A 21,797-nucleotide genomic window follows, 5' to 3' on the forward strand; every position below is an offset into this window, starting at 1 on the left:
AGGTCGGGGATGTCCGGAGCCAGAACCACCGGGAGATCGCCATGACCACGCGCCGCACGTTCCTGAAGACCACGGCCACGGCCACCGCCGGACTGGCCGCCCTGAACGCCACCGCCGCCGCATCCGCCCAGCCCTGGGCCGAGCCCCGGGATATCCGCCCCGCGGACCGCAAGCTGCGGCTCCTCTTCCTCGGCGGCACCCGCTTCATCGGTCCGCACCAAGTGAAGCATGCCCTTGCCCGCGGCCACGAGGTCACCCTCTTCAACCGGGGCAAGTCCAACCCGCACCTCTTCCCCGACCTCGACAGGCGTCAGGGCGACCGGGACACCGGCGACTACGCGGCACTGGCCGAGGGACGCTGGGACGCCGTCATCGACAACTCCGCCCACCGCCCCCGCTGGGTGCGCGAGGCGGCCGAGGCCGTGACGGGCCGGGTCGACCGCTACCTCTTCATCAGCAGCACCGGCGTCTATCATCCCTACCTGACCCAGGGGATCGACGAGACCGGCGCCCTCGCCCCGCCGCCCGACGACATCGATCCCGAACAGATCACGGGCGAGAACTTCGGCGGCCTCAAGGTGCTGTGTGAGCAGGAGGCCGAGAAGCATTTCCCCGGCCGCACCACCGTGATCCGGCCCCACCTCATCGCTGGCCCCTACGACGGCAGCGACCGGTTCACCTACTGGCCGCTCCGCATCGCCCGCGGCGGCGAGATCCTCGCCCCGCCGCCCGACGATCCCGTGCAGTGGATCGACGCCCGCGACCTGGCCGCCTTCACCATCCACGCCCTCGAGGCGAAGCTGGACGACACCTTCAACGCCGTCGGTCCGCTCTCTCGCTGCAGCGTGGCGGGCCTGCTCCACGGCATCCACGCCACCCAGGGCAACGCCTGCACCTTCACCTGGACCACGCGGGAATTCCTGGCCGAACACGAGATCGGCGGCTGGATGGACCTCACGGTGTGGATCCCCCCCGTGGACGACTATCTGGGCATGTGCACCATCGACGGCCGCAAGGCGGTCGGCGCCGGTCTCAGCTTCCGGCCGCTGGCCGACACCGTCCGCGACATCCTGGCCTGGTGGGACACCCTGCCCGCCGAGCGGCGCGAGAAGGCGCGGGCCGGCCTCGATCCGGCGCGGGAGCGCGAGATCCTGGCGGCCTGGCATGCCCGGACCTGAGGAGTCTCAGGGAAGAAAGCGACGGACCAGCCAGACCAGGAGGTTGAAGGCCGCGGAGACCAGCAGCAACGAGATCACGGGGATGTAGACCCTCACGCCGGCACGTTCGATGCGGATGTCGCCGGGCAGGCGCCCGAACCAGTTCAGCGCACCGGACCAGACCAGCAGGCCGACCATCACGACCAGCAGGCCGATGAGGACGATGAACTTGCCGAGGGCCAGGGGTGTCATGGAGCCTCCGGATGCAGTCGTATCAGCACCCGGCGAGGATACCATGCCGGTGTCAGGTTGGAAGCCCTCTCAGGCGACGGACTGGGGCGATCTCACCGTGACCTGGGCCAGGATCCGCCGCAGCTCTTCCGAGCGGATGGGCTTGCTGAGGAAGGCATCCATGCCCGCGTCGTGGCAGCGACGCTGGTCCTCGGCGAAGGCTTGGGCGGTCAGGGCCACGATGGGCACGTGACGGTCGTCGCCCCGCTGGGCCTCGGCCCGGCGGATGCTGAGCGTGGCCTCGATGCCGTCGCTGACCGGCATCTTCACGTCCATGAGGATCACGTCGTGGGTCCCGTCCCGCCAGGCCTGCACGGCCTGGGCGCCATCGGTCGCCATGGTCACGACGTGCCCCCACTTCTCGAGCAGCCGCGTGGCCAGACGCATGTTGATGGGGTTGTCCTCGGCCACCAGCACCCGCAACGGCCGCTGATCCGCGGTGCAGAGGTCCTCGTCGACCACCACCGCCGGTGTTCCGGCCGCCAGCTCGAAGGGCAGGTTGAAGCTGAAGGTGCTGCCGCGCCCGATTTCGCTCTCGAGCACTAGCTGTCCCCCCATGAGCTTCACCAGCCGGCTGCTGATGGTCAGGCCCAGGCCGGTGCCGCCATACTCTCGCGTGGCCGAACCGTCGGCCTGGCTGAAGGCCTCGAAGATCGCCTGCTGCTGGTCGGGCGCGATACCGATGCCCGTGTCGTGGACGTGGAAGAGCAGGGTCACCCGCTCGTGGCCCATGGCGGCGCTGCGGATCTCGAGCCGGATGGATCCTTCCTGGGTGAACTTCAGCGCGTTGCCCAGCAGGTTGACGAGGACCTGGCGCAAGCGGACCGGGTCGCCCAGCAGGTGCGCGGGAATGTCCTCGGCGATCTCGACCACCAGCTCCAGGCCCTTCTGTTCGGCCTTGGGGGCGAGCATCCTGGTGATGTTCTGGATCTCGGTGCGCAGTTCGAATCGCGTCCTGGCGACCTCCATCTTGCCCGCCTCGATCTTGGAGAAGTCGAGGATGTCGTTGATCACTCCGAGCAGCGCGCGGCCCGAGTCCTTGATGATCTGCAGGTACTCGAGCTGCTCCTCGTCCAGTCCGGTCTCCAGCGCGAGGTCGGTCATGCCGAGGATGCCGTTCAGCGGGGTGCGGATCTCGTGCGACATGTTGGCCAGGAACAGGCTCTTGGCCTTGCTCGCGTGCTCGGCGGTCTCCTTGGCCGTCATCAGCCGTTGCTCGTAGCCGGCCCGTTGCTCCATCTCGCGCACCAGCAGCTCCTTCTGCTGGTTGAGCAGTCGTGATCGGGTGGCCTCCTCGTCGAGCCGGGAGGCCAGGCGCATGGTGTTGAGCTGGCTGCGCAGGATCAGGATCGAGGCGGCCAGCAGGACCAGGGTGGCGCCGCCGAAGAGCAGCAGGTTGCGCAGGGGCGTGCCGGACGCCATTTCCGGCGGCAAGGGGCGGATCTGGATGAGGTCGAGCTGCGACCAGGGGATGCGGGCCTGCACCAGTTGCAGCGGCCGCTGCTCTGGGTCTGGCTGGACGAACTGGAAGGGCGTGGGCGTGCCGATCGCCGCCGTCACCGGTTCCGTGTTCCAGATCCCGTCGTGCGCGGCGTCATGGGTGCCGAGGACGCGGCCGCCATGCGCCAGTCCCGAGCAGGCCAGCCGTTCCTCGTGCAGCGCGCTCACCAGTTCCAGCAGCTCCTCGAGCGGGATGGCGCCCACCAGGGTGCCGTGCAAGTGGCCGTCATCCGCCAGGGGCATGGAGATCAAGCAAGAGTGCTGTCCGGCAGCCCGTGGCAGGTGGAGCGTGCCGCCTGTGGGCAGGTGCCCCACGATCGGGAGCGCCTGATCGAGGGCGAGCGGTAGGTCACCCTGTCCGGGGTAGGAAGCCACGATCTGACCGGTGTGGTCGAGCAGCGCGATGCTGGAGAACGTGGCGGTCGAGAGCTGGCGGTCTCGGCACAGTTCGGCGAATGACTGCTCGACCTCGGCTACCGCGGCGCCCAGGCCATAGCGCATGCTCATGCCCAGGTTGCGGCCGGCGAAATAGCCACGGATGGCGGTGGACCGGCCGAGGTCGACGAGCTTGTCGTTGGCGTTCAGGAGCGACATGCCGATGCTCGTGGCCTGGTAGCGCGTGAGCTGTTCGGTGTCCGCCTGCGCCCTCTGCAGGAGCCCCAGATCGCCGCGGTAGTTGTTCAGCAGCAGATGACCGATGCAACCGGCCAGCGCGACCGTGACCACCAGGGTGGCGCTGGTCCAGAAGTGTGTCGTCCGGGCGAGACGGCGCCACCAGCTCATGGGGTCGCGACCTCCGCGGCGAAGAACGTGGGATAGTAGCGCCGCACGGCGGGGTAGTGCCGATCGATGAGGGCGTCGTAGGTCCCGTCGGCCCGCAGCTCGGACAGGAAACGGTCGAAGGCGACGGACAGCGCGGTGGATTGCGGGGGGAACGCCGCCGCCATGTGCTGGGGCGTGCTGATGGGTCCGAGCACCTTGATGCGGCCGGGATAGCGGCGGAGCGCCACCAGGGCGTCGGGGACGTCGAGGATGGTGGCCTCGGCCTGTCCGGTGAGCACCGCCGGCGCCATGAACTTCAGGCTGTCCTGGAAGAGGATCACCTCGGCGCCCTGGCCGGCGAGGTCGTAGAGACCCGGGTCGAGGCAGGTGTTGGGCTTGGCCAGCACGGAGAGGCCGGCCAGCAGGCGGCAGGTCGTGCGGATGTCCACCAAGGTGTCGCCCGAGGGGTCGATGGGTTTCAGGGCGGCCTCGGCCGGGGCGATCAGCCAGATCTGGGTGGGGAAGACCGGACGCGAGAACTGCACCAGCTTCTCGCGCCAGGGCAGCACGGTCATGCCCGTGGCGATGAGGTCGCCGCGTACGGGGATGGCCTCGCCGAGCGAGACCCGGTCGCCGTCGCGGACCACGGTCCGGCCCAGGAGGTCGCCGATGATGTGGTCCCAGTCCGATTCCACGAACTCGTAGGCCACGCCGAGGTGCGCGGCGAAGCGTTGCACGAGCTCGACGTCGAGTCCGCCATCGCCGTTCACGAAGTTGGCGTAACGGATGCCCAGATGGCGTAGCTGACCCCGGGCGAGCACCGTGGGCAGATCGTGGTCGACGAGCGCCTCGCCGGCGGCGGCCTGGCCGGGGAGGGCCACAAACCAGGACAGGGCCAGCCAGAGGAACAGGGCCAGGGGTATCGGTCTCATCTTGGGTTCTCCGGCGCTAACACGTAAGATGGTCGGGTTGTACGGATCCGTTCTTCCTCCTTATCGGACCGATGTAGCCTTTCTTGAGATGGGATCGGATTCCATGGCGGGTCATAAGGCGAAACGGCGCATATCCAGCGGGACGCTCGTGGGCTGGGCGGTCCTGCTGTCGATCATGCCCTTGCGTCTGGCCACCGCCGGCGACCGTTATGATCTCGACAGCGGGCGCGAAGCCGCGCTCTATGGCACGGGCTTGCTGGCCGGCCTGGGCACCTGGCAGCTCGGTGGTCGCCAGGAGACCCTCACCGACGTCGATCTCACCGGCCGGGACCGTACCCGGATCGCCGCTTTCGACCGCGTGGCCACGCGCCAGTGGTCGCCGGCTGCGGCCACCGCCAGTGATGTCTTGCAGGTGGGCATGCTCGCCGGCCCGTTGCTGTTGCTGGGCGAGACGGGGTCGGCCATGAGCTCGGGCGACTTCCTGGTCATGTACACCCAGACGCACCTGCTCGATCAGGGCGTGGTGGGGTTGCTCAAGACCGTGGTGGGCCGTCCCCGGCCCTTCGTCTACAACGACGACCCCCGCATCCCGGCCGAACTGAGGCGCAGCCACACCGCGGTGCGCTCGTTTCCCAGCGGCCACACCGCCACGGCCTTCGCCTCGGCCATGTTCACCGGCGAGGTCTACGCACGCCTGAATCCCGACGACCCCGGCCGCCACTGGGTGCGCGGCGGTTCGCTGGCGCTTGCCGCGGTGACCGGCTGGCTGCGCGTTCGCGCCGGCCGCCACTATCCCACCGACGTCCTGGCCGGCGCGGCCATCGGCACCTTCATCGGCTGGCTGGTGCCGCGCCTGCACGAGGTCGACCATCCGGGCGGCGGCGCCGACAAGGCCGCCCCGGGCCTCACCTTCGCCTTCCGGTTCTGAACGATGGGGAGCATCGATGCCCAGCAACGTCGAGATCAAGGCGCGGTTGTGCGACCCGGAGCGGGTCGCGGCCGTCGCCACCCGATTGGCCGCGATGGCGCCCGAGGTCATCCACCAGCACGACACGTTCTACCACGCTCCCACCGGTCGCCTGAAGCTGCGCCGATTCCCCGACGGCACCGGCGAGCTCATCGCTTACCGTCGTCCCGATCTGCCGGGCCCCAAGACATCGTCCTACCGGCTCTACCGCACGGGAGACACTGCTGGTCTCCACGCCGTCCTCTCGGCCGCTCTCGGCAGTGCCGGGGAGGTGCGCAAGGAGCGCTGGCTATACCTGGTGGGCCGCACGCGCGTGCATCTCGATCAGGTCGAAGGCCTGGGCGCCTTCCTCGAGCTGGAGGTGGTCCTGGCCGAGGGGGAGGACCCCGCGGCGGGCGAGCGGGAGGCGCACGAACTCATGGCGTCGCTGGGCGTGCCGGCGAAGGATCTGGTGACGGGAGCCTACGTGGATCTCCTGGCGGGGGGTGCGGGGGCGGGCTGAGATTCGGATGGAACCTTGTCGGGCCGATTTCGTTCTACCAGGGGTCAACGCCTTCTTGTTCACGTCGTTGACTCCCTCCAAAAGGGGGCGGGGGTTGGGGCCTTTGGTACCTCCGTCCCCTCCCTCTTTTTCCCTCAGACCTCGATCAGCATGGGTGCTTCCGGTTCCTGATCCGGCGCCGGTGCGCCTGCCTCTTGCAGGAGCTGCCCCTCGTCGAAGCGCGCCTCCATGAAATCCCGGAAACGGCCGAGGTTCGTGAGGAAGAGGTCGAGCAGCTCGGGATCGAACTGGCTGCCCCGGCCCTCGACCATGATGGAGAGCGCCTCGGCGAGTGGCATGGCGGGGCGGTAGCAGCGGTCGCTGGTCAGGGCGTCGAAGACGTCGACGATGGCGACGATGCGGCCGAAGACATGGACATCCTCGCCGGCGATCCCGTTGGGATAGCCGCGGCCATCCCAGCGCTCGTGGTGTTCGTTGGCCACGATGGCGGCCGCCTGCATGATGGGGCGGTCGGACTGGGAGAGGATCTGGTGGCCCAGGGTGGTGTGGGTCTTCATGAGGTCGTACTCGGCGTCGGTGAGCTTGCCGGGCTTGTTGAGGACGGCGTCGGGGATGCCGATCTTGCCCACGTCGTGCATGGGGGCGGCCAGACGCAACAGCTCGCATTCCTCGGTCGGTAGGCCCGCCAGCCGGGCCAGGAGCGCGGCTCCCTCGGCCACGCGGTCGACGTGGTTGCCGGTCTCGTGGGAGCGGCTCTCCACGACCTCGCCCAGGGTGTGGATCACCTCGCTCTGGGTGGCGATGATCTCCTGTTCCTTGGCGCGGGTCTCGGCCTGCGATTCCTTGAGCTCGGCGGCCATGGTGTCGATGGCCTCGGCGAGCAACCCCAGCTCGGTGCGGCTGCGCAACCGGATCGGCGTGTCGAGATCGCCCTGGCCGATGCGCTCGAGACCGGCGCGCAACGCATCCAGCGGGGCGAGCAGACGGCCCATGACCAGCAGGGTGACCAGCGCCGCCACGGTGGCCAGGGCCACGGTCAGCATGGCCACCTGCTTGCGGTTCCTGGCCAGCGCCGTGGTGATGTGGTGGCGGTCCTGGGCCACGAGGACCGAACCCACCACCTGGCCGCCGGCGTGCCGCGCCGGGACCCGTGCCGCCATGATGTCGTTGTTGACCAGGATGATCTCGTCGTCCTCCAGGCTGGCCAGCGCCATGTGGGGCGTGAAGGTGTCGAGCAGGGTCAGCTGGGTGCCGAGCCGGCGGACATCGGGATGACCCTGGATGCGGCCGACGTGGTCGAGGACCACGGCCCGGGCCAGGTCCGGCCGGCGCTGGAGCATCTCGCTGACGATGGGGCAGAGGGTCAGTTCTGGATAATCGGTGAGCAGGGCGTCCGCGCTGAGGAGCGCCAGGTGGCGGGCCTCGAGCAGGAGCCGGGTCTCCATCTCGCGCTGCAGCGCGCGTCGCACGTTTCGCTCGGTCATGCCGAAGATGCCGACCACCGCCAGACAGACCAGGCCCACCGAGGCCAGCGAGATCATGAACTTCATGCTCATGGTGCGTCGTCGTCGGGGTGTCATCAGGGCGATCCTTTCCGGAGGCTAGCGGCTGCCGACGATCTTCTCCATGCGGGAGAGCTGCTGATGGGCGCGCTCGAGGTAGCCGCGGGCCCGGGAGTCCGTGGGGTCGACGCGTAGTGCCTGCTCCCAGCTGGCCACGGCCTGGCGCAGACCGCCGCCGGCGTAGGCCTCCATGCCGGTGGACAGGTACTCCTGGGCCAGGAGCTCCCGCACGTTCTCGTGGTCGGGGTCGGCCGACCAGACCAGTTCCCAGTAGCGGACGGCTTCCTGGCGGCGATCGGCCGCCATGGCGTCGAGGCCGCGGCGGTAGAGATCGGCGATCTCGCGCCGGCGTTCGGGCGACAGGCTGGCGCTCGTCGGGGTGCCTGGCGCCTCCCTGTCAGGCTGGACGCGCTGGTGATCCTCGGCCAGGCGACTGGAAGCCAGGGCGACCTGGTGGTCGAACTCGGCTGCGGCGGCGGCCAGGCCTGGCGCCTCGGGGTCGAGACGACGGGCGGTTTCGAGCCGCTTGCCGGCGATCTCGAGCTGACCGGCCTGCGCCAGGGTCACGGCCTCCTCGGCGAGCGCCGCCGCGCGGCGGGTCATGGCGCTCTCGGTCCGGTCGAGCATGGTGGCGGCGTCGGTATCGTCGGGCGAGATCTCGAGGATGGCTGCGAAACCGTCGCGGGCGGTGAACCAGTCCTCGCTGCTGAAGGCGTCGAGCGCCGCGGCGAAGCGGGCGCGGATCTCGCGACTGCGGGTGGCGCGCTGGTCGCTCTCGGCCTGCACGCGAGCGAGCCCCTGGCGCGCCTGGGAGTCGTCCGGCACCATGGTCAGCACGCGGCGCCAGCTGAGGGCGGCGGCGTTGAGGTCTCCGGAGCGTTCCTGATCGCGGGCCAGTCCGCGCCAGGCGGTGGCGGCGAGGTCGTCCAGGTCCGTGCGTTCGGGGGCGAGCACGGTGAGCGTGCCGACCAGGTCCAGAGCCCGCTGCCAGGAACCGGCGTCTAGCGCGCTGCGGGTACTGGCCACCAGCTGCTGCTCCCGCTGCTGGTTGCGGCTGGCGAAGGCCGAATCCAGACGCTCCTGCAGCGCCGCCTCGGCGGCGGCCTGGGCGGCCTGCCGGCTCTCGGCCACGGTGGCGCCGAAGCGGATGGCCAGCCCGAAGCGGTGGATGTCGCCCAGGGGATTGTCCTCGTACTGGTAGTCGGCGCCCAGGCCCTGCCAGCTCAGGCCGAGGCCGGCGGTGAGGTCGCCGGCGGCCGATCCGACCCGGACGGCGAGGATGTCGTGCAACCGGGCTTCCGCGCCGAGGTGCCAGCGGCTGTCCATGCCACGAGTCTGCTCCAGATCGGTGGCGACGCGGAGCCGCAGGCCGCTGGCCAGGTCGCCCGCCCAGGCCAGCCCGGCGCGGATGGCGGTGGGGTCGGGCACGTTGTCCTGATCCAGCTTGATGGTGGGCTCGATGGCGTTGCGGATCGACAGGCCCAGCGCCAGCTGATGGGCCAGTCCATGTTGCGAGCCGGCCAGGGCGAGTGGGCGGGCCCAGATCCCCAGGTCCATGCCGACCCCACTGTCCTGATAGCCGGCCAGCGCCTGCCGCTGGAGCTTGAGCGTGCCGCCCAGGGCGAGGTCGCCGTCCAGGAGGCTGCGGCCGAAGCCCAGGGCCAGCTCGGTCTCGCTGTCCTCGAGGTCGTCGCCCAGCAGGAAGCCGCGGTCGTCGCGCTCCTCGATGCCGTCGACCCCGAAACGGCGCCAGGTCAGCGAGGTGGTGCCCCAGCGCCAGCTCGGCAGCACGAACGAGGCGTACTGCTCGTTGAAACCCAGGCCGAAGAGGGTGGTCTGGCTGGCCTGCAGCTCGCGACGCTGGACGCGGCCGAGGCCGGCGGGATTCCAGATCGGCGCGCTGGCGTCGTCGGCCAGGGCGCAGAAGGCGCCGCCCATGGCGAGGGCGCGGTTGCCGGCGCCGGTGGCGAAGACCGAGCGTCCGCCGCCGTCGTCCATGGCGCGCGCGGTCCAGGCCGGCACGCAGCACGACAGCAGGAGCAGCGATGCGAGGAGGCGGCTCGGGCCGCGCCGCGCCGTCATCGGACCACCGCCACTTTGCGGAGCAGCCGCTCGCGGCCGCCGCCCTCGTAATCCACGGTCAGTTCGGCGAGGTAGGCCCCGTTGCGGACGACCTGTCCCTTGCCGTTGCGGCCGTCCCAGCCCAGATCCTGATGGAGGCCGGCGCCGAGCGAACGGTCGCGCAGGAGCGTGGTCACCGACTCGCCGCGCGGCGTCCAGATGCGGAGCGAGACCCGCCCCGGACGCGGCAGGTTGAAGGCGAAGGCCGTGGCCTGCCGACCGGCGGCGAAGGGGTTGGGAAAGTTGATGTAACTGGCGGCGAGGTCGGCGGCGCCGAGGCCGGCCGCCTGGGTGCGGAACGGGAAGACCAGGCCGGCGTCGGGACGGACCGTGACGCGATCGGTGCTGCCGGGCTGGGTGCAGACCAGGTCGTCGGCCGACACCATCAGGCTCACGCCGCGGGCGGCACCGCCCGCGCGGCCCGCGATGTGGAGCACGAGTGCGAGGCTCTCGCCGGCAGGGAGCACGAGGGGCGGATCGGCGGCGAGCGCGATGGCGGTGTCGGTCTCGGCGATCTCCAGCGAAGCCCAGAGGACATCGCCGACCAGGATCTCCGCCGACGTGAGGGCCGCTCCCGCCGTCAGCGGGGTCCCGTCGCGGTCGGTGGCGTGCACGACCAGGCTGGGCAGCTCGAGCGGCGCGGCACCCGCGGGCGCCGGATTGGTCAGCACGAGGTGGGCCGCCTCGGTCAGCGAACCGTCGATGGGCAGCAGCGGCGGCAGGCGGTCGAGCCAGCCGGCCACGGCCTCGCCCGAGGCGGGTTGCAGCTGGGCCAGACCGGAGCTGACGGGCAGGATGGCGCCGGTGGCGGGCGTCACCGCGACGGGGGTCAGGAGGTTGGCGTCGCGGGCGACGAGGCAGGCGGCCGTGGCCAGCAGCTCCAGGCCGCCGGCCGGCGCGTTGGCCTCGATGTCGACGCGCAATTCCAGGGTGGTCCGGGTCTGCGGTGCGAGCAGCCGTCCGTCGAGCAGCAGCAGCACGAAGTCGTCCTGGTAGGCGACCGGGAGCGCGAGGTCGACGCCGTTCCAGAGCACCCGGAAGCCGTCGAGGATCGTGTCGGCGTCCTGGGGCCGGCGCCGATGGTCGAGGCAGGCCAGGCGCAGGGTGTCGAGGCGGACGGCGGCGGTGCCGGGCTGGCCGGGATGGTCCAGGTGCAAGGTGAGGGCCGCCACGTCGTGGGCCCCCTGGGCGATCCGCGGCGGCAGCTGGGCGAAGCCGCTCAGCTCCAGCGTGGAGGCCGGGGCCTGGGCGGTGACCACCGGGCCGGCGATGGCGGCCGGCTGGTAGATCACCGGCACGTCGGTGGCCATGTTGGCGTCGCGGGCATCGAAGCGGTCGGCGGGCTCGAGCTGGAGGCGGAGCGGCCCCAGGACGGGATCCGCAGTCAGGTCGCCCAGCACCGACACGTTGACCGGAGGCGATCCCACGGGCACGGTGATCTGGGGCAGGCACTCGAACACCACGAGGGTGTCGGCAGGACCGGTCAGGTCGCGCACCGCGTGCGTGGCCAGCGGACCCTGGACCCAGAGCCGGGACAGCCGTGTCGCCACGTCGGGCAGCCGTCGCCCGAGGGTGTCCACCACCGATACCGCGAACGCTCCGACCTCGACCTCGCTGCCCGTCTCGTCGCCCTGGCTGGCGAGCTGCAGCCGGAGGAGCTCGACCGCGTCCTGGCCGGCGCCGACGGTGCGATCGGCGAGGGGGGCGGCGGCCACGGTCAAGCCGGTGGCCTGGGCCACGATGCTGCCCGTGGTCGAGCGGATGGGGAAGTCTTCATCGACGAGCTGGACGCTGCGGGAGAGTCCGCTCAGGTTGTCGACCACCCGGAGATCGGCTGGCGATTCCAGGCTTACGCGGAAGCGGCTCACCTGGGTATCCAGAAGGATTTCCAGACGCAGCAGGAGGCTCACCGGTTCGCTGGCCGTCACCACCACGGGCGGATCGAACGCCAGGGTCATGGTCTGGCCGGACGTCTCCAATTCGGTGCGGTCGCAGTAGATGTTGATGCCCTCGTGTACGGTCACTCGCGACAGCAGATCGGCGGGCGCCACCGGGTTGTCGTCGCCGTCGTCCAGGGTGATCACGAGCTGCTCGAGGCGCAGGTCGGCGCGCTGAGGGCCGCCGCTGTTGAGCAGGGTCAGGGAGAGCGGGACCACTCCGGATTGACCACGGTTGATGGAGAAGGGCATGTTGGTCACCGGAAAGAGACCGAGATCGACAGCGGGCAGCAGCACCGTGTGGGGCGCCGAAACCGTGGCCAGCGAGCCGCGCGGCTGTCCGCCCACCACGCCGTCGCCCTCGCAGCGGCCGGTCATGAAGACGGGACCCGCGCCGGTGGCGTCGTAGACCCAGGTGAAGGTGCCGCTCTCGCCCTGGCCGAGGTCGAGGCTCGCCGGGATGGGGCCCGACGCCAGGGTGACGCTGCCGTCGCCGGTGGCCTGTAGGTCGCTGGGCACGATGCCGACCACGTCCTCGCCCCCCACGTTGGAGACGGTCATGGTCACCGGCACGCTCATCTCCGTGGTGCTGCGCTCCAGCTCGAAGGCGAGGCTGGAGAGCAGGGGTGCGGTGGAGATGAGCAGCGAGGTGGGGCTGGTGACCGCGCCGTCGAGGGGGCCGTCGTTCTGCGAGACCATCTCCACGCCGTCGCGGGGGACGCTGAGGCGCACGGTGGCCGAATCGGTGGGGGTTGTGGCCACGGTCAGGCCGGCGAAGAGCCGCTGGCCGGCGGCCGGCACGGGCAGGTCGAGGTCCAGGGCGATCCAGTCCTGTCCCGAGCCGACGAGATCGCCGAGGGGCGTGTCCAGGCCGGGCATGAAGATGCCGTCGCCGTCGTCGGCCCACAGGCCGAGGCTGGCGATGTCCCCGGGGGTGGCGTTGCCCAGGTTCGCCAGGCGCAGGCTGGTGATGGTGTCGGCGAGGTAGCCGTTGCCCGGGATGGTGAGGTCCAGTGCCAGGACCGGGCCATCTTCGGCCGTGAGCGAGACCGGCGGCACCGCGGGGCAGGTCAACTGGGCGGCCACCATGCCGTCGATCTGATGGCGTGCGTTGTTGGCCAGGGGCCAGGCGCCGACCAGGGCCGAGGGCGGATCGAGGTCGAGGTCGGCCGCGCCGCCCACCACGGCGCCCAGGCTGTCGCCATCGGCGGCGCCCAGGGTGGCGACGTTGGCGGTGAGGAAGAGATGGGACACGGCGTCGGGTTGCAGGACCCAGCGCACGGTTTCGAAGGTGGCGACACCGTCGACCCAGGTGGTGGAGGTGACCACGGGGTCGATGTCCGGCCCGTCGAGCTGGCCGTCACCATCGCCGTCGACCTGCAGGAAGAGCTGATCGACCATGCCGTCGAGGTCGTCCTGGCTGGCGCCCCCGGCGACGCCCTTGGAGACGTTGCGCACGCGCAACCGGCGCACGGTGCGCTCCCCGGCGTAGAGGTTGCGCGCCACGAGATGCAGGAGCGGCACGCGCTGGTCGCCGGGATGGACGATGCGCGCGGGGATGGAGACCGTGGTGACCACGACCTTGTCGGTGGCCGAGATGGTCTGCACGTAGGGGTTGATCACCGGCACATCCACCGGGCCGTCGTTACCGCTGGCCACGCCCACGCCGGTGTCGTCGCCGGCGGGCAGGCTGAGCTGGACGGTGCCGCCCAGCGCGGCCTCGTTCACGTCGACGGTGACGAAGACCCGCAGACCGCTCGCGGTGATGGGCTGCCAGAGTTCGCTGGCCTCGTAGCGCTGGCCGCCGGTCCAGTACATGTCGCCGATCCGCGTGTCGGCCGCGGCGTCGAAGGTCCCGTCGCCGTCGTCGGCCCAGGCCTCCACGCGGGCGATCACCGAGAGCGGCGTCGCCGTGCCCAGGTTGATCACGTTGAGCCTGGTCAGATGATCGGGCTGACCGCCGTTGGCGGGCAGGGTCACGTCCAGAGCCAGGTTGCGCACCGACCCCATCTGGAAGACCTCGGCGCCCACCTCGTGCAGCGTGATCTGGGCGGCGGTCATGCCGTCGATGCTCAGAATGCCGGGCGCATGGACCGGCCAGTCGCCGACGATGGTCACCGGCGCGGCGAACGCCAGGTCGCCGGCCGACTGGATCTCGGGCCTCAGCTCGACGCCGTCGGGGGCATTCAGATCGGCGGCGCCGCGCAGGAGCAGCGTGAGCGTATCGCCGGCGGCCACCATCAGGTCGAGGCCCGTGACCTCTAGCCTCCCGTCGCTGAAGCCGTCGGTGGACAGGACCATGCCGTGATGATCCTGCAGCACCACATCGCTCCAGTAAGCATCCTGGACCGCCTGGTCGACGCCACCGGTGACGGCGTTGTGCAGGGTCAGGGCGGTGAGCCGTTCCGCCTGGCTGCCGTGGTTGATCACACGCAAGTCCAGGACTTCGTCGTCGGGACCGCCGGGCAGGAGCGCGCGCTCGTCGGCCGCCATGGCCGCGGCCTCGATGGCGATGTCCGAGGGTTCGCCCACCGTCAGCGCGGCGACGGCGGTGTCGTTGGCGGCCTGGGGATCGCTGCTGCCCTGGGTGGTGGCGACGGCCATGGCCGTCAGGACGCCGCTGGCGCCAGTATCCACGATCAGATCCAGGCTGAGCGTGCGGGTGGCGCCGCTGGCCAGGGGCGTGTCGAGCGACCAGAGGCCCGTACCGGGCTCGAAGACGCCGGCGTCGGCGCTCTGCCCGGCGATCAGCAGGTCGGCGGCCAGCGAGAGCTGGACCCGCGCGGCCGGGGCGAGACCGGGGCCGTCGTTGGCCAGGATCACCGTGAGAGTCGCCGGATCGTCGGGCCAGGCCATGGCCGGTTCGATGGTGGCCGTGACGGCGAGGTCGGTCACCGCGATCACGGTGAGATCGGCCGTGGCCTCGTGATTGCCAGGATCGGTGTCGCCGGCGAGGGTGTCGAGACTGGCGCTGGCGGTGAGGATGCCGCTGGTGTCAGCGTTGGAAGTGACGTTCAGGGTGAGCGCGGGGGCGTCGCCGGCGTCCAGGGACGCGCTGGATGTCCAGGCGCCCGTGCCGGCATCGAAGCTGCCGGTGTCCGCCGCGTGGTCCACCAGGACCAGGCCGGCGGGCAGGTCCACGGTGGCCGCGAAACCGGGAGCGGCGCCCGGACCGGCATTGCTCACGGTCACCGTGAGGGCGACCGTGTCGCCGGCGTCGGCGGCCAGCGGGGCGAAGACGGCGGCCAGGGCGAGGTCGAAGGCGTCGCCGATGATGAGGGCGCTGCTGGCGGTGTCGTCGGCAGGCTGGGGGTCGTTGCGGCCGGCGGTGACCGCCACCGTGGGCGTGAGGGTCTGGCCGCCCTGGTCGCCGCCCACCAGGAGGTCGAGCAGCAGCTCGGTGTGGCCGCCCATGGCAACGGGGCCGGGTGTCCAGACGCCGGTGGCGTCATCGAAGCTGCCGGTCTCCGGAGTCCAGCCGGTGAGGGTCAGGCCGGCGGGCAGGGTGACGGTGAGCTCGGTGCCCAGGGCCTCGTCCGGTCCGGCGTTGTCCAGGCCGATGGTGAGCTGGACCACGGTGCCGGCCGTGGGGGTCGGATCGTCGGCGGCCATGGTCACGGCCAGGTCGGCGGTGGCCACGGTCAGCTCGGCGGTGGTCACGTTGTTGGCGGTGTTGTCGTCGGGCTGCAGGCTGCTGACCGCGCGGCCGGTAACGGCGCGGGTGGCGGCTCCGGTCTCCACGGTGAAGACGGCCACCGCCTGGCGCTGCTCGCCGCCGGGAATATCCCAGGCGAGATGGACGAGGTCCGCGGTGGACTGGTCGTCGGTGACGCCGGCGTCGGGGGTGAGGGACTGCAGGGCGAGCCCCGCGGGGATCTCGACCTGGAGGATGGCTCCGGTGGCCGCGCTCGGCCCACCGTTGGACAGGGTGGCCGTCAAGGTGACGGTGTCGCCGCGCTCGACGTCCGTGAGGTCGAGGTCCAGGGCGACGCCGAGGTCGGCGATGTCGCCGCCGTCGGCGAAGGTCGCCCAGTAGTAGGTCTGGCCGTCCTCGTTGACCTGGGGATGGGCACCGACGGAGAAGCCCTGGCCCGTGAACTGCTTGAGCCCCTCGGAGAAGTTAAGCTCGGGCCAGAAGTTCAGGGACTCGTTGCTGCCGGCGAGTTCCGTGGTGAGATGGGCGCCGGGTGCGCTGCCGCCAGCCTTGGTCAACGCCCAGAGTGGACGGAAGTCGGCGACGTTGAGGACCCGGTTGGAGGAGCCATCCCCGGTGTATGAACCGAAGCTGGTCCGCCCCGCCGTGCTGGCGAAGGCCACGTAATTGTAGGTCGTCCCCGCCTCGTTGGCCTGCCAGCTCGACCCTACGTGGAAACCGTCCGCCGTGGTCTGGGTGATGGCGTCGCCTTCCAGGCCCACATCATCGAAGGGAACGGATTGTCCCACCGGCATGTCCACCGTGCGGATCCGGCAGCGGGCCGAGTTGCCCGGGATCAGCAGGACCATGCCCGGTGCGAGACCGAGTCCGTCCACGAGCTGATCGGCGGCGCCGTCGCCGACGTAGGTGCCGGTGACGAGCGTGCCTGGATCGTCGCTGAAGGCCACGTAATGATAGTCCACACCGCCGCGGTTGACGTCCCAGTCGCTACCGATACGGAAACCGTCGGCGGTGATCGCGGTGATGCGGTCGGGCAGCAAGTCGCGTTCCTGGGCGAGCTGTTTCGACCAGCCCGGCGGCATGGCCTCGGTGTGGATGATGGCCGACTCGGTGGTGTTGCCCTTGATGATGATCACGGCGGGCTGGAAACCCAGACCGGCGATCTCGTGGCCGCTGACGCCGTTGCCGGAATAGGATCCGGTGGTCATCAGGGCTCCGGCCTCGGTCGCCCATATGGCCGACAGGCCCAGCACCAGCGCCAGGAGACGCCTGGCGCAGGAGTCGGAACGTTCTTTACGGCTTGGCGGCCAGGACATGTGGTTCGATCCAGCCGGCACGTTGGTCCGGTCCGATGTAGTGGGTTGACGAATCCCAGACGGATCTCACGACCAGTCCGGCTTCTCCTCCGTCGGTTTGGGGATCGGTCGGAAAGACTTCTGCTTTAGCTCAGGACTGTCCTGGTCCGGGTTGGACGCCGAAAGGCCAGACCGCCAGCGCGGCGGGGAATGCCAGCGTGGCCACGGTCAGCGCGGTGGCGGGCAGGCCGCTGAAGGGGATCAGGAGCACGGCGGCGGCCAGGGCGCCGAGGCCCCCGCCGCCGAGGTCGGCGGCGTAGAGGCGGCCCACGTCGGCGCCGGGGGTGCAGGCGGTGGAGGCGAAGATCATGGCGGTGATCATGCCGGTCCCGGTGAGCCAGAGCGCGCTGGCGACGAGGTTGCCGCCGGCGAGCAGGCCCAGGGTGGCCAGGAAGCTCCAGAACGAGAGCACCACCAGCAGCCCGGGCAGGCGCCAGCGGCCCGTGCGCTGGAGTCGACGGCACGAACCGAGGTGGGCGCCGAACGCCTGGCCCAGCATGACCAGGGTCAGGAGCAGGCCCAGGTCGCGATAGAGGACGCCCAGCCGCGTCTGATGATGGAGCAGGAGCACGCTGGTCAGCATCATGGCGGCGAGGCCGGCGTAGCCGGCCACCAGGGCCCGGACTCCCCGGCCTCGCCGGCGGATCAGCAGGACCAGGACCACGGCCACCGCCACGGTGGGCGCGAGCCAGCGGCCGGGCCGCGGCGCCGAGCGCCAGCCCAGGCCAGGGAAGACCCGGCCCAGATTCCAGAGCAGGGTGTCGCCGAAGCAGACCGGGCGCACGTCCGTGTTGGCAGGCACCTGGGCCTCGGCCAGCGCCGAGGCCACCTCGGCGGTGCGGTCGCCCGTCCAGCGCCAGCGGAGCCAGGCGGGGGAGGCCAGGGCGGTGCTGGGGGCGGCGTCCGTGAAACGAGCGGCGAGGCGGTCCGGATCGCGGACGAGGGTCCGCTGCGAGGCCAGCAGCACGGTGGCCTGACCGGGGAGGACCTGGACGTCGGCGAACACGTTGCGCAGCGCGCGGTACACCGAGGCCACGCGTCGCGCCTGGCGTGGTGTCCACAGGTTCTCGCTGGTGCGTAGGCGGAGGGCCAGGACGCCGCTCGGGGTCAGGCGCCGCGCGCAGAGCTCGGCGAATTCCTGGGTCCAGTAGCGATTGGCTCGGGCTGTCAGGGGGTCCGGCAGGGCCGAGACCACGAGGTCGAAACGGCCCTGGCTGGCGGGCAGCCAGGCGCGCGGGTCGGCCAGGATCACGGCCGAGGGCGGGTCGCGGTCGGGCAGATGGGAAAAGGCGTGCCGGACCAGGTCGGCGTCGGGTTCCACCTGCACCAGGGTGGTGGGCCGGTAAGGGGCGAGCTGGCGGGCTAGGTTCTCGAGCCAGCCGCCGAGGACGAGCACCCGGCCCAGGCTGTCGCGCTGGGTGGCCGCCAGGTGGACCAGCTCCTCGCCGCTGGGATCCTCGCTCGAGAAGATGAGGTTGTCGTCCTGGAAGATCGCGAGCCGCCCCTGGTCGACCTCGATGGTCAGGCGGCCGTGCGGCGTGTCGCGTGTGTCGATCAGGTGCGAGTGGGTCCAGCGGGTCAGGGCGCGATCGGTGTCGCCGGCCACGATGGCGATGACGAGCAGGGGAACGAGAGCGCCGACCGCTCCCAGCCGCCAGCCGCGGCCGCCCGTGGCGGCGAGAGCCAGGCTCGCCAGGCTCGCCAGGGCCGCGGCCAGCAGGGCGGGCCAGCCCAGCGCGGGCCAGACGCTGGCCATGGCGCCGCCCCCGGCCGCGCCGAGGCATTCGAGGGCATAGGTCCGTCCCGGGACGCCGCCGTCGGCGATACGCCGTGCCGCCGCCAGGCGGAAGAGCACGCCGGCGGCGGCTCCGGACGGGGCCAGCACCAGGATGGTGCCGACGAGCAGGCGGCCCAGTTCCAGGTCGGCGCCGGGTGCCGTGCCCAGGAGCGGGCGTAGGCCGCGCGCCAGCACCAGACCGGCCGGCACCGCCGCGGCCAGCACCAGGGCCGCTAGTGGCAAGGCCTGCGGGCGAGCGCGCCCGGCCACCGCGCCGATCGCCCCTCCCCCGAGCCAGATGGCCAGGCCCAGCACGTAGACGATCTCGCCGCCGTAGCTCGCCACGCCGATCTCGCGCAGCAGGACGACCTGGGCGAGGAGGGTGGCGAAGCCGACGAGGACCAGCTGCATGGTCGGTCATTCCTCTCCGAAAACCTGGGCCTGGAAGGTCGACAGCTCGCAGCCCGGACGCCGCCAGGCGCTGCCGTCCAGCCCCGCCTTGCGACACAGCCGGGTGAGCAGCGTGTCGCGGTCCCAGCCCTGCTCGGTGGCCACCTGCGGCAGGAACACCGCCTGGCGATCACCGCGGCGGATCACCACCCCGTCGCGGCCCACGCGCACGGCCTCGGGGCCGGGCACCGGGTGCAGGGGCGTGAGCACCGAGATCTCCACGTGCAGCGACGGCATCTCGCGCGCGGTCACCGGCGGGAAGCGACGGTCGCCGACGGCGGCCTGGATCGCCATGGCGCCCACGACCTCGCCGAGCGCGCGGTCCTCGGCCATGTGCCCGATGCAACCGCGCAGACGACCGTCCTGATCGATCAGGGTGACGAAGGCGCCCTGATGGGCCGCGAGACGGGGGTCGAGGTCACGGGCCAGCGGGGCGGTGCCGGTGGCCAGGAACTGCTGGACGGTGCGGCGGGCCAGCGCGAGCAGGGCGGACTCCTGGGGATCGGTCAACGGCTGCTCGGGGTCTGCGGGCGATGGCGGCGTGAGCGCGCCGAGTTCCCGGCCGGGTTCGCGGCGCTCGCTCACCAGCAGCGCACCGTAGCCCACCACCCTCTGTGGCTCGCCCAGCGCCGTCTCGCCGCTGTGGACACGGCTGAGGACTTCGCCGTGGTTGGCGCCCAGCATGCTGGCCGCGTGCAACATCACCAGCAGCGGGCCCTCGCCGCAGGCACAGGTATCCAGTCCGGGCAGCGACTGACGCTGGAGGCGATCGATGGTGCGGCTCACGGCCTCGGGGTCGAGCGAGGCTGCGGCCCGGAGGACCTCGCTGTCGGCCGTGACGGCCACCGACCCGTCGGGGTAGTGGGAAAGGTCGCTACTCGCCACGATCACCGCCCGCCGTCCCCGCAGGACCGAGGCGAGGACCTCGGCGAGCTCGCGGCAGGTCTCTGGGTCCCGCGTCCCGATCACCAGGGGCAGGATGCGGGCGCTGGGCAGCAGGACCTGCACGAAGGGGACCTGGACCTCCACCGAATGCTCACGACGATGGCAGTCGGCGCGATAGCGGAAGAGCGGGCCGTGGTCCTCGAGGAGCAGGCGGGCCAGCGGCCGATCCACCGGAGCGGTGCCCAGGGGCGTACGGTATCCCGTGCCAGGGTAGACCGAGGCGCCGCGGAACGGCTGGCAGGTGTGGTTGGTGCCGAGGATCACCACCAGGTCGAGGTCGCGGTCCTGGAGCTGTCGCCAGGCGTCGGCGGCGGGCTGACCGCTATAGATATAGCCGGCGTGGGGCGCGAGCAGTCCCCGGGGCCGGCCGGGCCGGGGAGTCCTGGCGTCGCGCAGCAAGGCCTCGATCCCGGCGCGCAGTCGGGCCGGGTCGGCCTCGTAGAAGCTGCCCGCGACGGCGGCGGGCCGGGCTCCTGGATCGGGGACGGTGTCCGCCAGGGCCGAGGCGGCCAGCAGCGACAGGGTCAGCAGCAGGCGGACGATCATCGCCAGACTCCTTCGATGATGGCGCCACAATGGCGGCAGCACCCGTCCACCAGGTCGGTCTGCGCCACGAAGAATCCCTGGCGCGAGATGACCACCTCGCCGCACTGCGGGCAATAGGTCTGATTGCCCGGATGACCGGGAACGTTGCCCACGTAGGCATAGTGCAGACCCGTGTCCAGCGCGAAACGCCGGGCGCGTTCGAGGGTGGCCACCGGCGTGGGCGGCAGGTTGCGCAGCTGGTAATCGGGATGGAAGCGGGTGAAGTGCAGCGGCGTGTCGGCGCCGGCATGGTCGTGGACCCAGGCACAGAGGCCGCGCAGGTCGCCGTCGGCATCGTTGAGCGTGGGCACCACCAGGTTGACCAGCTCGAGGTGGGTGTCCGACGCGGCGATCTGTTCGATGGTGCGCAGGACGGGCGCCAGTTCGGCCTGGCACACGTCGCGATAGAACGCGGGCTGGTAGCCCTTGAGGTCGATCTTGATGGCGTCGAGGACGCCGCAGAGGTCGCGCAGTGGGCCGGGCTCCATGTAGCCGCAGGAGACGAGCACGCAGCGCAGGCCTTCCTCGCGGGCCAGCTCGGCGATGTCCAACAGGTACTCGAAGAACACGGTGGGTTCGTTGTAGGTGAAGGCGACCACGGCGGCCTCGCGGGTGCGGGCGGTCAGGGTGATGCGGTCAGGGGTGACGATGTCGGCGGCGTAGTCCTCCGGCCGCGCCTGGCTGATCTCCCAGTTCTGGCAGAAGCGGCAGCGCAGGGGGCAACCACTGGTGGCCAGGGAGAAGGCACTGGCGCCGGGCAGGAAGTGGTAGAAGGGCTTCTTCTCGATGGGGTCGGTGTGCGAGGAGATGGGTCGTCCCCAGACCAGGCTGCGCAGGATGCCGTCATCGTTGTAGCGCGCCCGGCAGCGGCCGCGTTCGCCGGCAGCGATGAGGCAGCGGTGCGCGCAGAGCAGGCAGCGGACCGGAGCATGGTCGTGGGTGAAGCTGGTGCGGCCTGCGAGGTCGGCGATCTCGTGGCAGGAGGTGCAGTCCGATGCCGGCCTGGCGCCATCCGGGTCGGCGCCCACCCACCAGCGGGCCACCGGGGCCTGTTCCAGGAGCTGGGCCAGGGTCGCGCCGCGCCGGTCGGCGGCCAGGGTGAATCCGGGCCAGGCCGCCAGGGCGCCGGTGGCGGCCAGCGAGCGCAGGAACGTGCGCAGAAAGCGCCGCCGTCCGGGGTCGAGGCGAGGGGATCGGGGCATGATGCACCTCCCATCTCATCATCGGTTCAGGACCGCGGCAAGGCAAGGAAATGGGGGTGTAAAAATCTCTGGCGTCGGGTCACCCAGTAAAGTACAC

At 71.1% G+C, this 21,797-nt stretch carries 12 protein-coding genes; 3 read left to right on the forward strand and 9 right to left on the reverse strand.

What is annotated here, in order from left to right; all coding sequences use genetic code 11:
- Window positions 1–41: 41 nt before the first annotated feature.
- Complete coding sequence (locus IFSED24_RS15480; RefSeq protein WP_491332379.1) at window positions 42–1,178, forward strand: NAD-dependent epimerase/dehydratase family protein; 1,137 nt, start codon at window positions 42–44, stop codon at window positions 1,176–1,178.
- Between the two features lie 6 nt (window positions 1,179–1,184).
- Here IFSED24_RS15480 and IFSED24_RS15485 read toward each other — a convergent pair whose 3' ends face one another.
- The 3 genes from IFSED24_RS15485 to IFSED24_RS15495 all read right to left on the reverse strand — a co-directional run bounded on the left by IFSED24_RS15485 (window position 1,185) and on the right by IFSED24_RS15495 (window position 4,642).
- Window positions 1,185–1,409, reverse strand: a complete 225-nt coding sequence (locus IFSED24_RS15485) for a DUF2905 domain-containing protein (RefSeq protein ID WP_491332380.1) — start codon at window positions 1,407–1,409, stop codon at window positions 1,185–1,187.
- 69 nt (window positions 1,410–1,478) lie between these two features.
- Window positions 1,479–3,731, reverse strand: coding sequence for a hybrid sensor histidine kinase/response regulator (locus IFSED24_RS15490; RefSeq protein ID WP_491332381.1), 2,253 nt, complete (start codon window positions 3,729–3,731; stop codon window positions 1,479–1,481).
- Complete coding sequence (locus IFSED24_RS15495; protein WP_491332382.1) at window positions 3,728–4,642, reverse strand: transporter substrate-binding domain-containing protein; 915 nt, start codon at window positions 4,640–4,642, stop codon at window positions 3,728–3,730. Before IFSED24_RS15495 ends, IFSED24_RS15490 begins: the two co-directional genes overlap by 4 nt.
- Before the next feature lie 103 nt (window positions 4,643–4,745).
- Between IFSED24_RS15495 and IFSED24_RS15500 the strand changes: the two genes are divergently transcribed.
- Window positions 4,746–5,570, forward strand: coding sequence for a phosphatase PAP2 family protein (locus tag IFSED24_RS15500; protein WP_491332383.1), 825 nt, complete (start codon window positions 4,746–4,748; stop codon window positions 5,568–5,570).
- Window positions 5,571–5,586: 16 nt separating this feature from the next.
- Window positions 5,587–6,111 (forward strand): class IV adenylate cyclase, encoded by a 525-nt coding sequence (locus tag IFSED24_RS15505; RefSeq protein ID WP_491332384.1) that lies wholly within the window; start codon window positions 5,587–5,589, stop codon window positions 6,109–6,111.
- Window positions 6,112–6,245: 134 nt separating this feature from the next.
- On the opposite strand, the gene IFSED24_RS15510 is transcribed toward IFSED24_RS15505, so the two are convergent.
- From IFSED24_RS15510 to amrS, 6 genes are all read right to left on the reverse strand, one after another.
- Window positions 6,246–7,691: an HD domain-containing phosphohydrolase gene (locus tag IFSED24_RS15510; protein ID WP_491332385.1), complete on the reverse strand. Its 1,446-nt coding sequence runs from the start codon at window positions 7,689–7,691 to the stop codon at window positions 6,246–6,248.
- A gap of 21 nt (window positions 7,692–7,712) precedes the next feature.
- Window positions 7,713–9,755: a PorV/PorQ family protein gene (locus IFSED24_RS15515; protein WP_491332386.1), complete on the reverse strand. Its 2,043-nt coding sequence runs from the start codon at window positions 9,753–9,755 to the stop codon at window positions 7,713–7,715.
- Complete coding sequence (locus tag IFSED24_RS15520) at window positions 9,752–16,702, reverse strand: DUF7483 domain-containing protein (RefSeq protein WP_491332387.1); 6,951 nt, start codon at window positions 16,700–16,702, stop codon at window positions 9,752–9,754. Before IFSED24_RS15520 ends, IFSED24_RS15515 begins: the two co-directional genes overlap by 4 nt.
- 130 nt (window positions 16,703–16,832) lie before the next feature.
- Complete coding sequence (locus IFSED24_RS15525) at window positions 16,833–18,929, reverse strand: spermine/spermidine synthase domain-containing protein (RefSeq protein WP_491332388.1); 2,097 nt, start codon at window positions 18,927–18,929, stop codon at window positions 16,833–16,835.
- Window positions 18,930–18,935: 6 nt separating this feature from the next.
- On the reverse strand, window positions 18,936–20,459 hold the full coding sequence (amrB, locus tag IFSED24_RS15530) for an AmmeMemoRadiSam system protein B (RefSeq protein ID WP_491332389.1): 1,524 nt from the start codon (window positions 20,457–20,459) through the stop codon (window positions 18,936–18,938).
- The gene (gene amrS / locus IFSED24_RS15535) at window positions 20,456–21,700 is read right to left on the reverse strand and encodes an AmmeMemoRadiSam system radical SAM enzyme (RefSeq protein WP_491332390.1); all 1,245 of its coding nucleotides are present in this window, start codon (window positions 21,698–21,700) and stop codon (window positions 20,456–20,458) included. Before amrS ends, amrB begins: the two co-directional genes overlap by 4 nt.
- Between the last annotated feature and the right edge of the window lie 97 nt (window positions 21,701–21,797).

Source organism: Candidatus Latescibacter sp. IFSED24 (assembly GCF_058273205.1).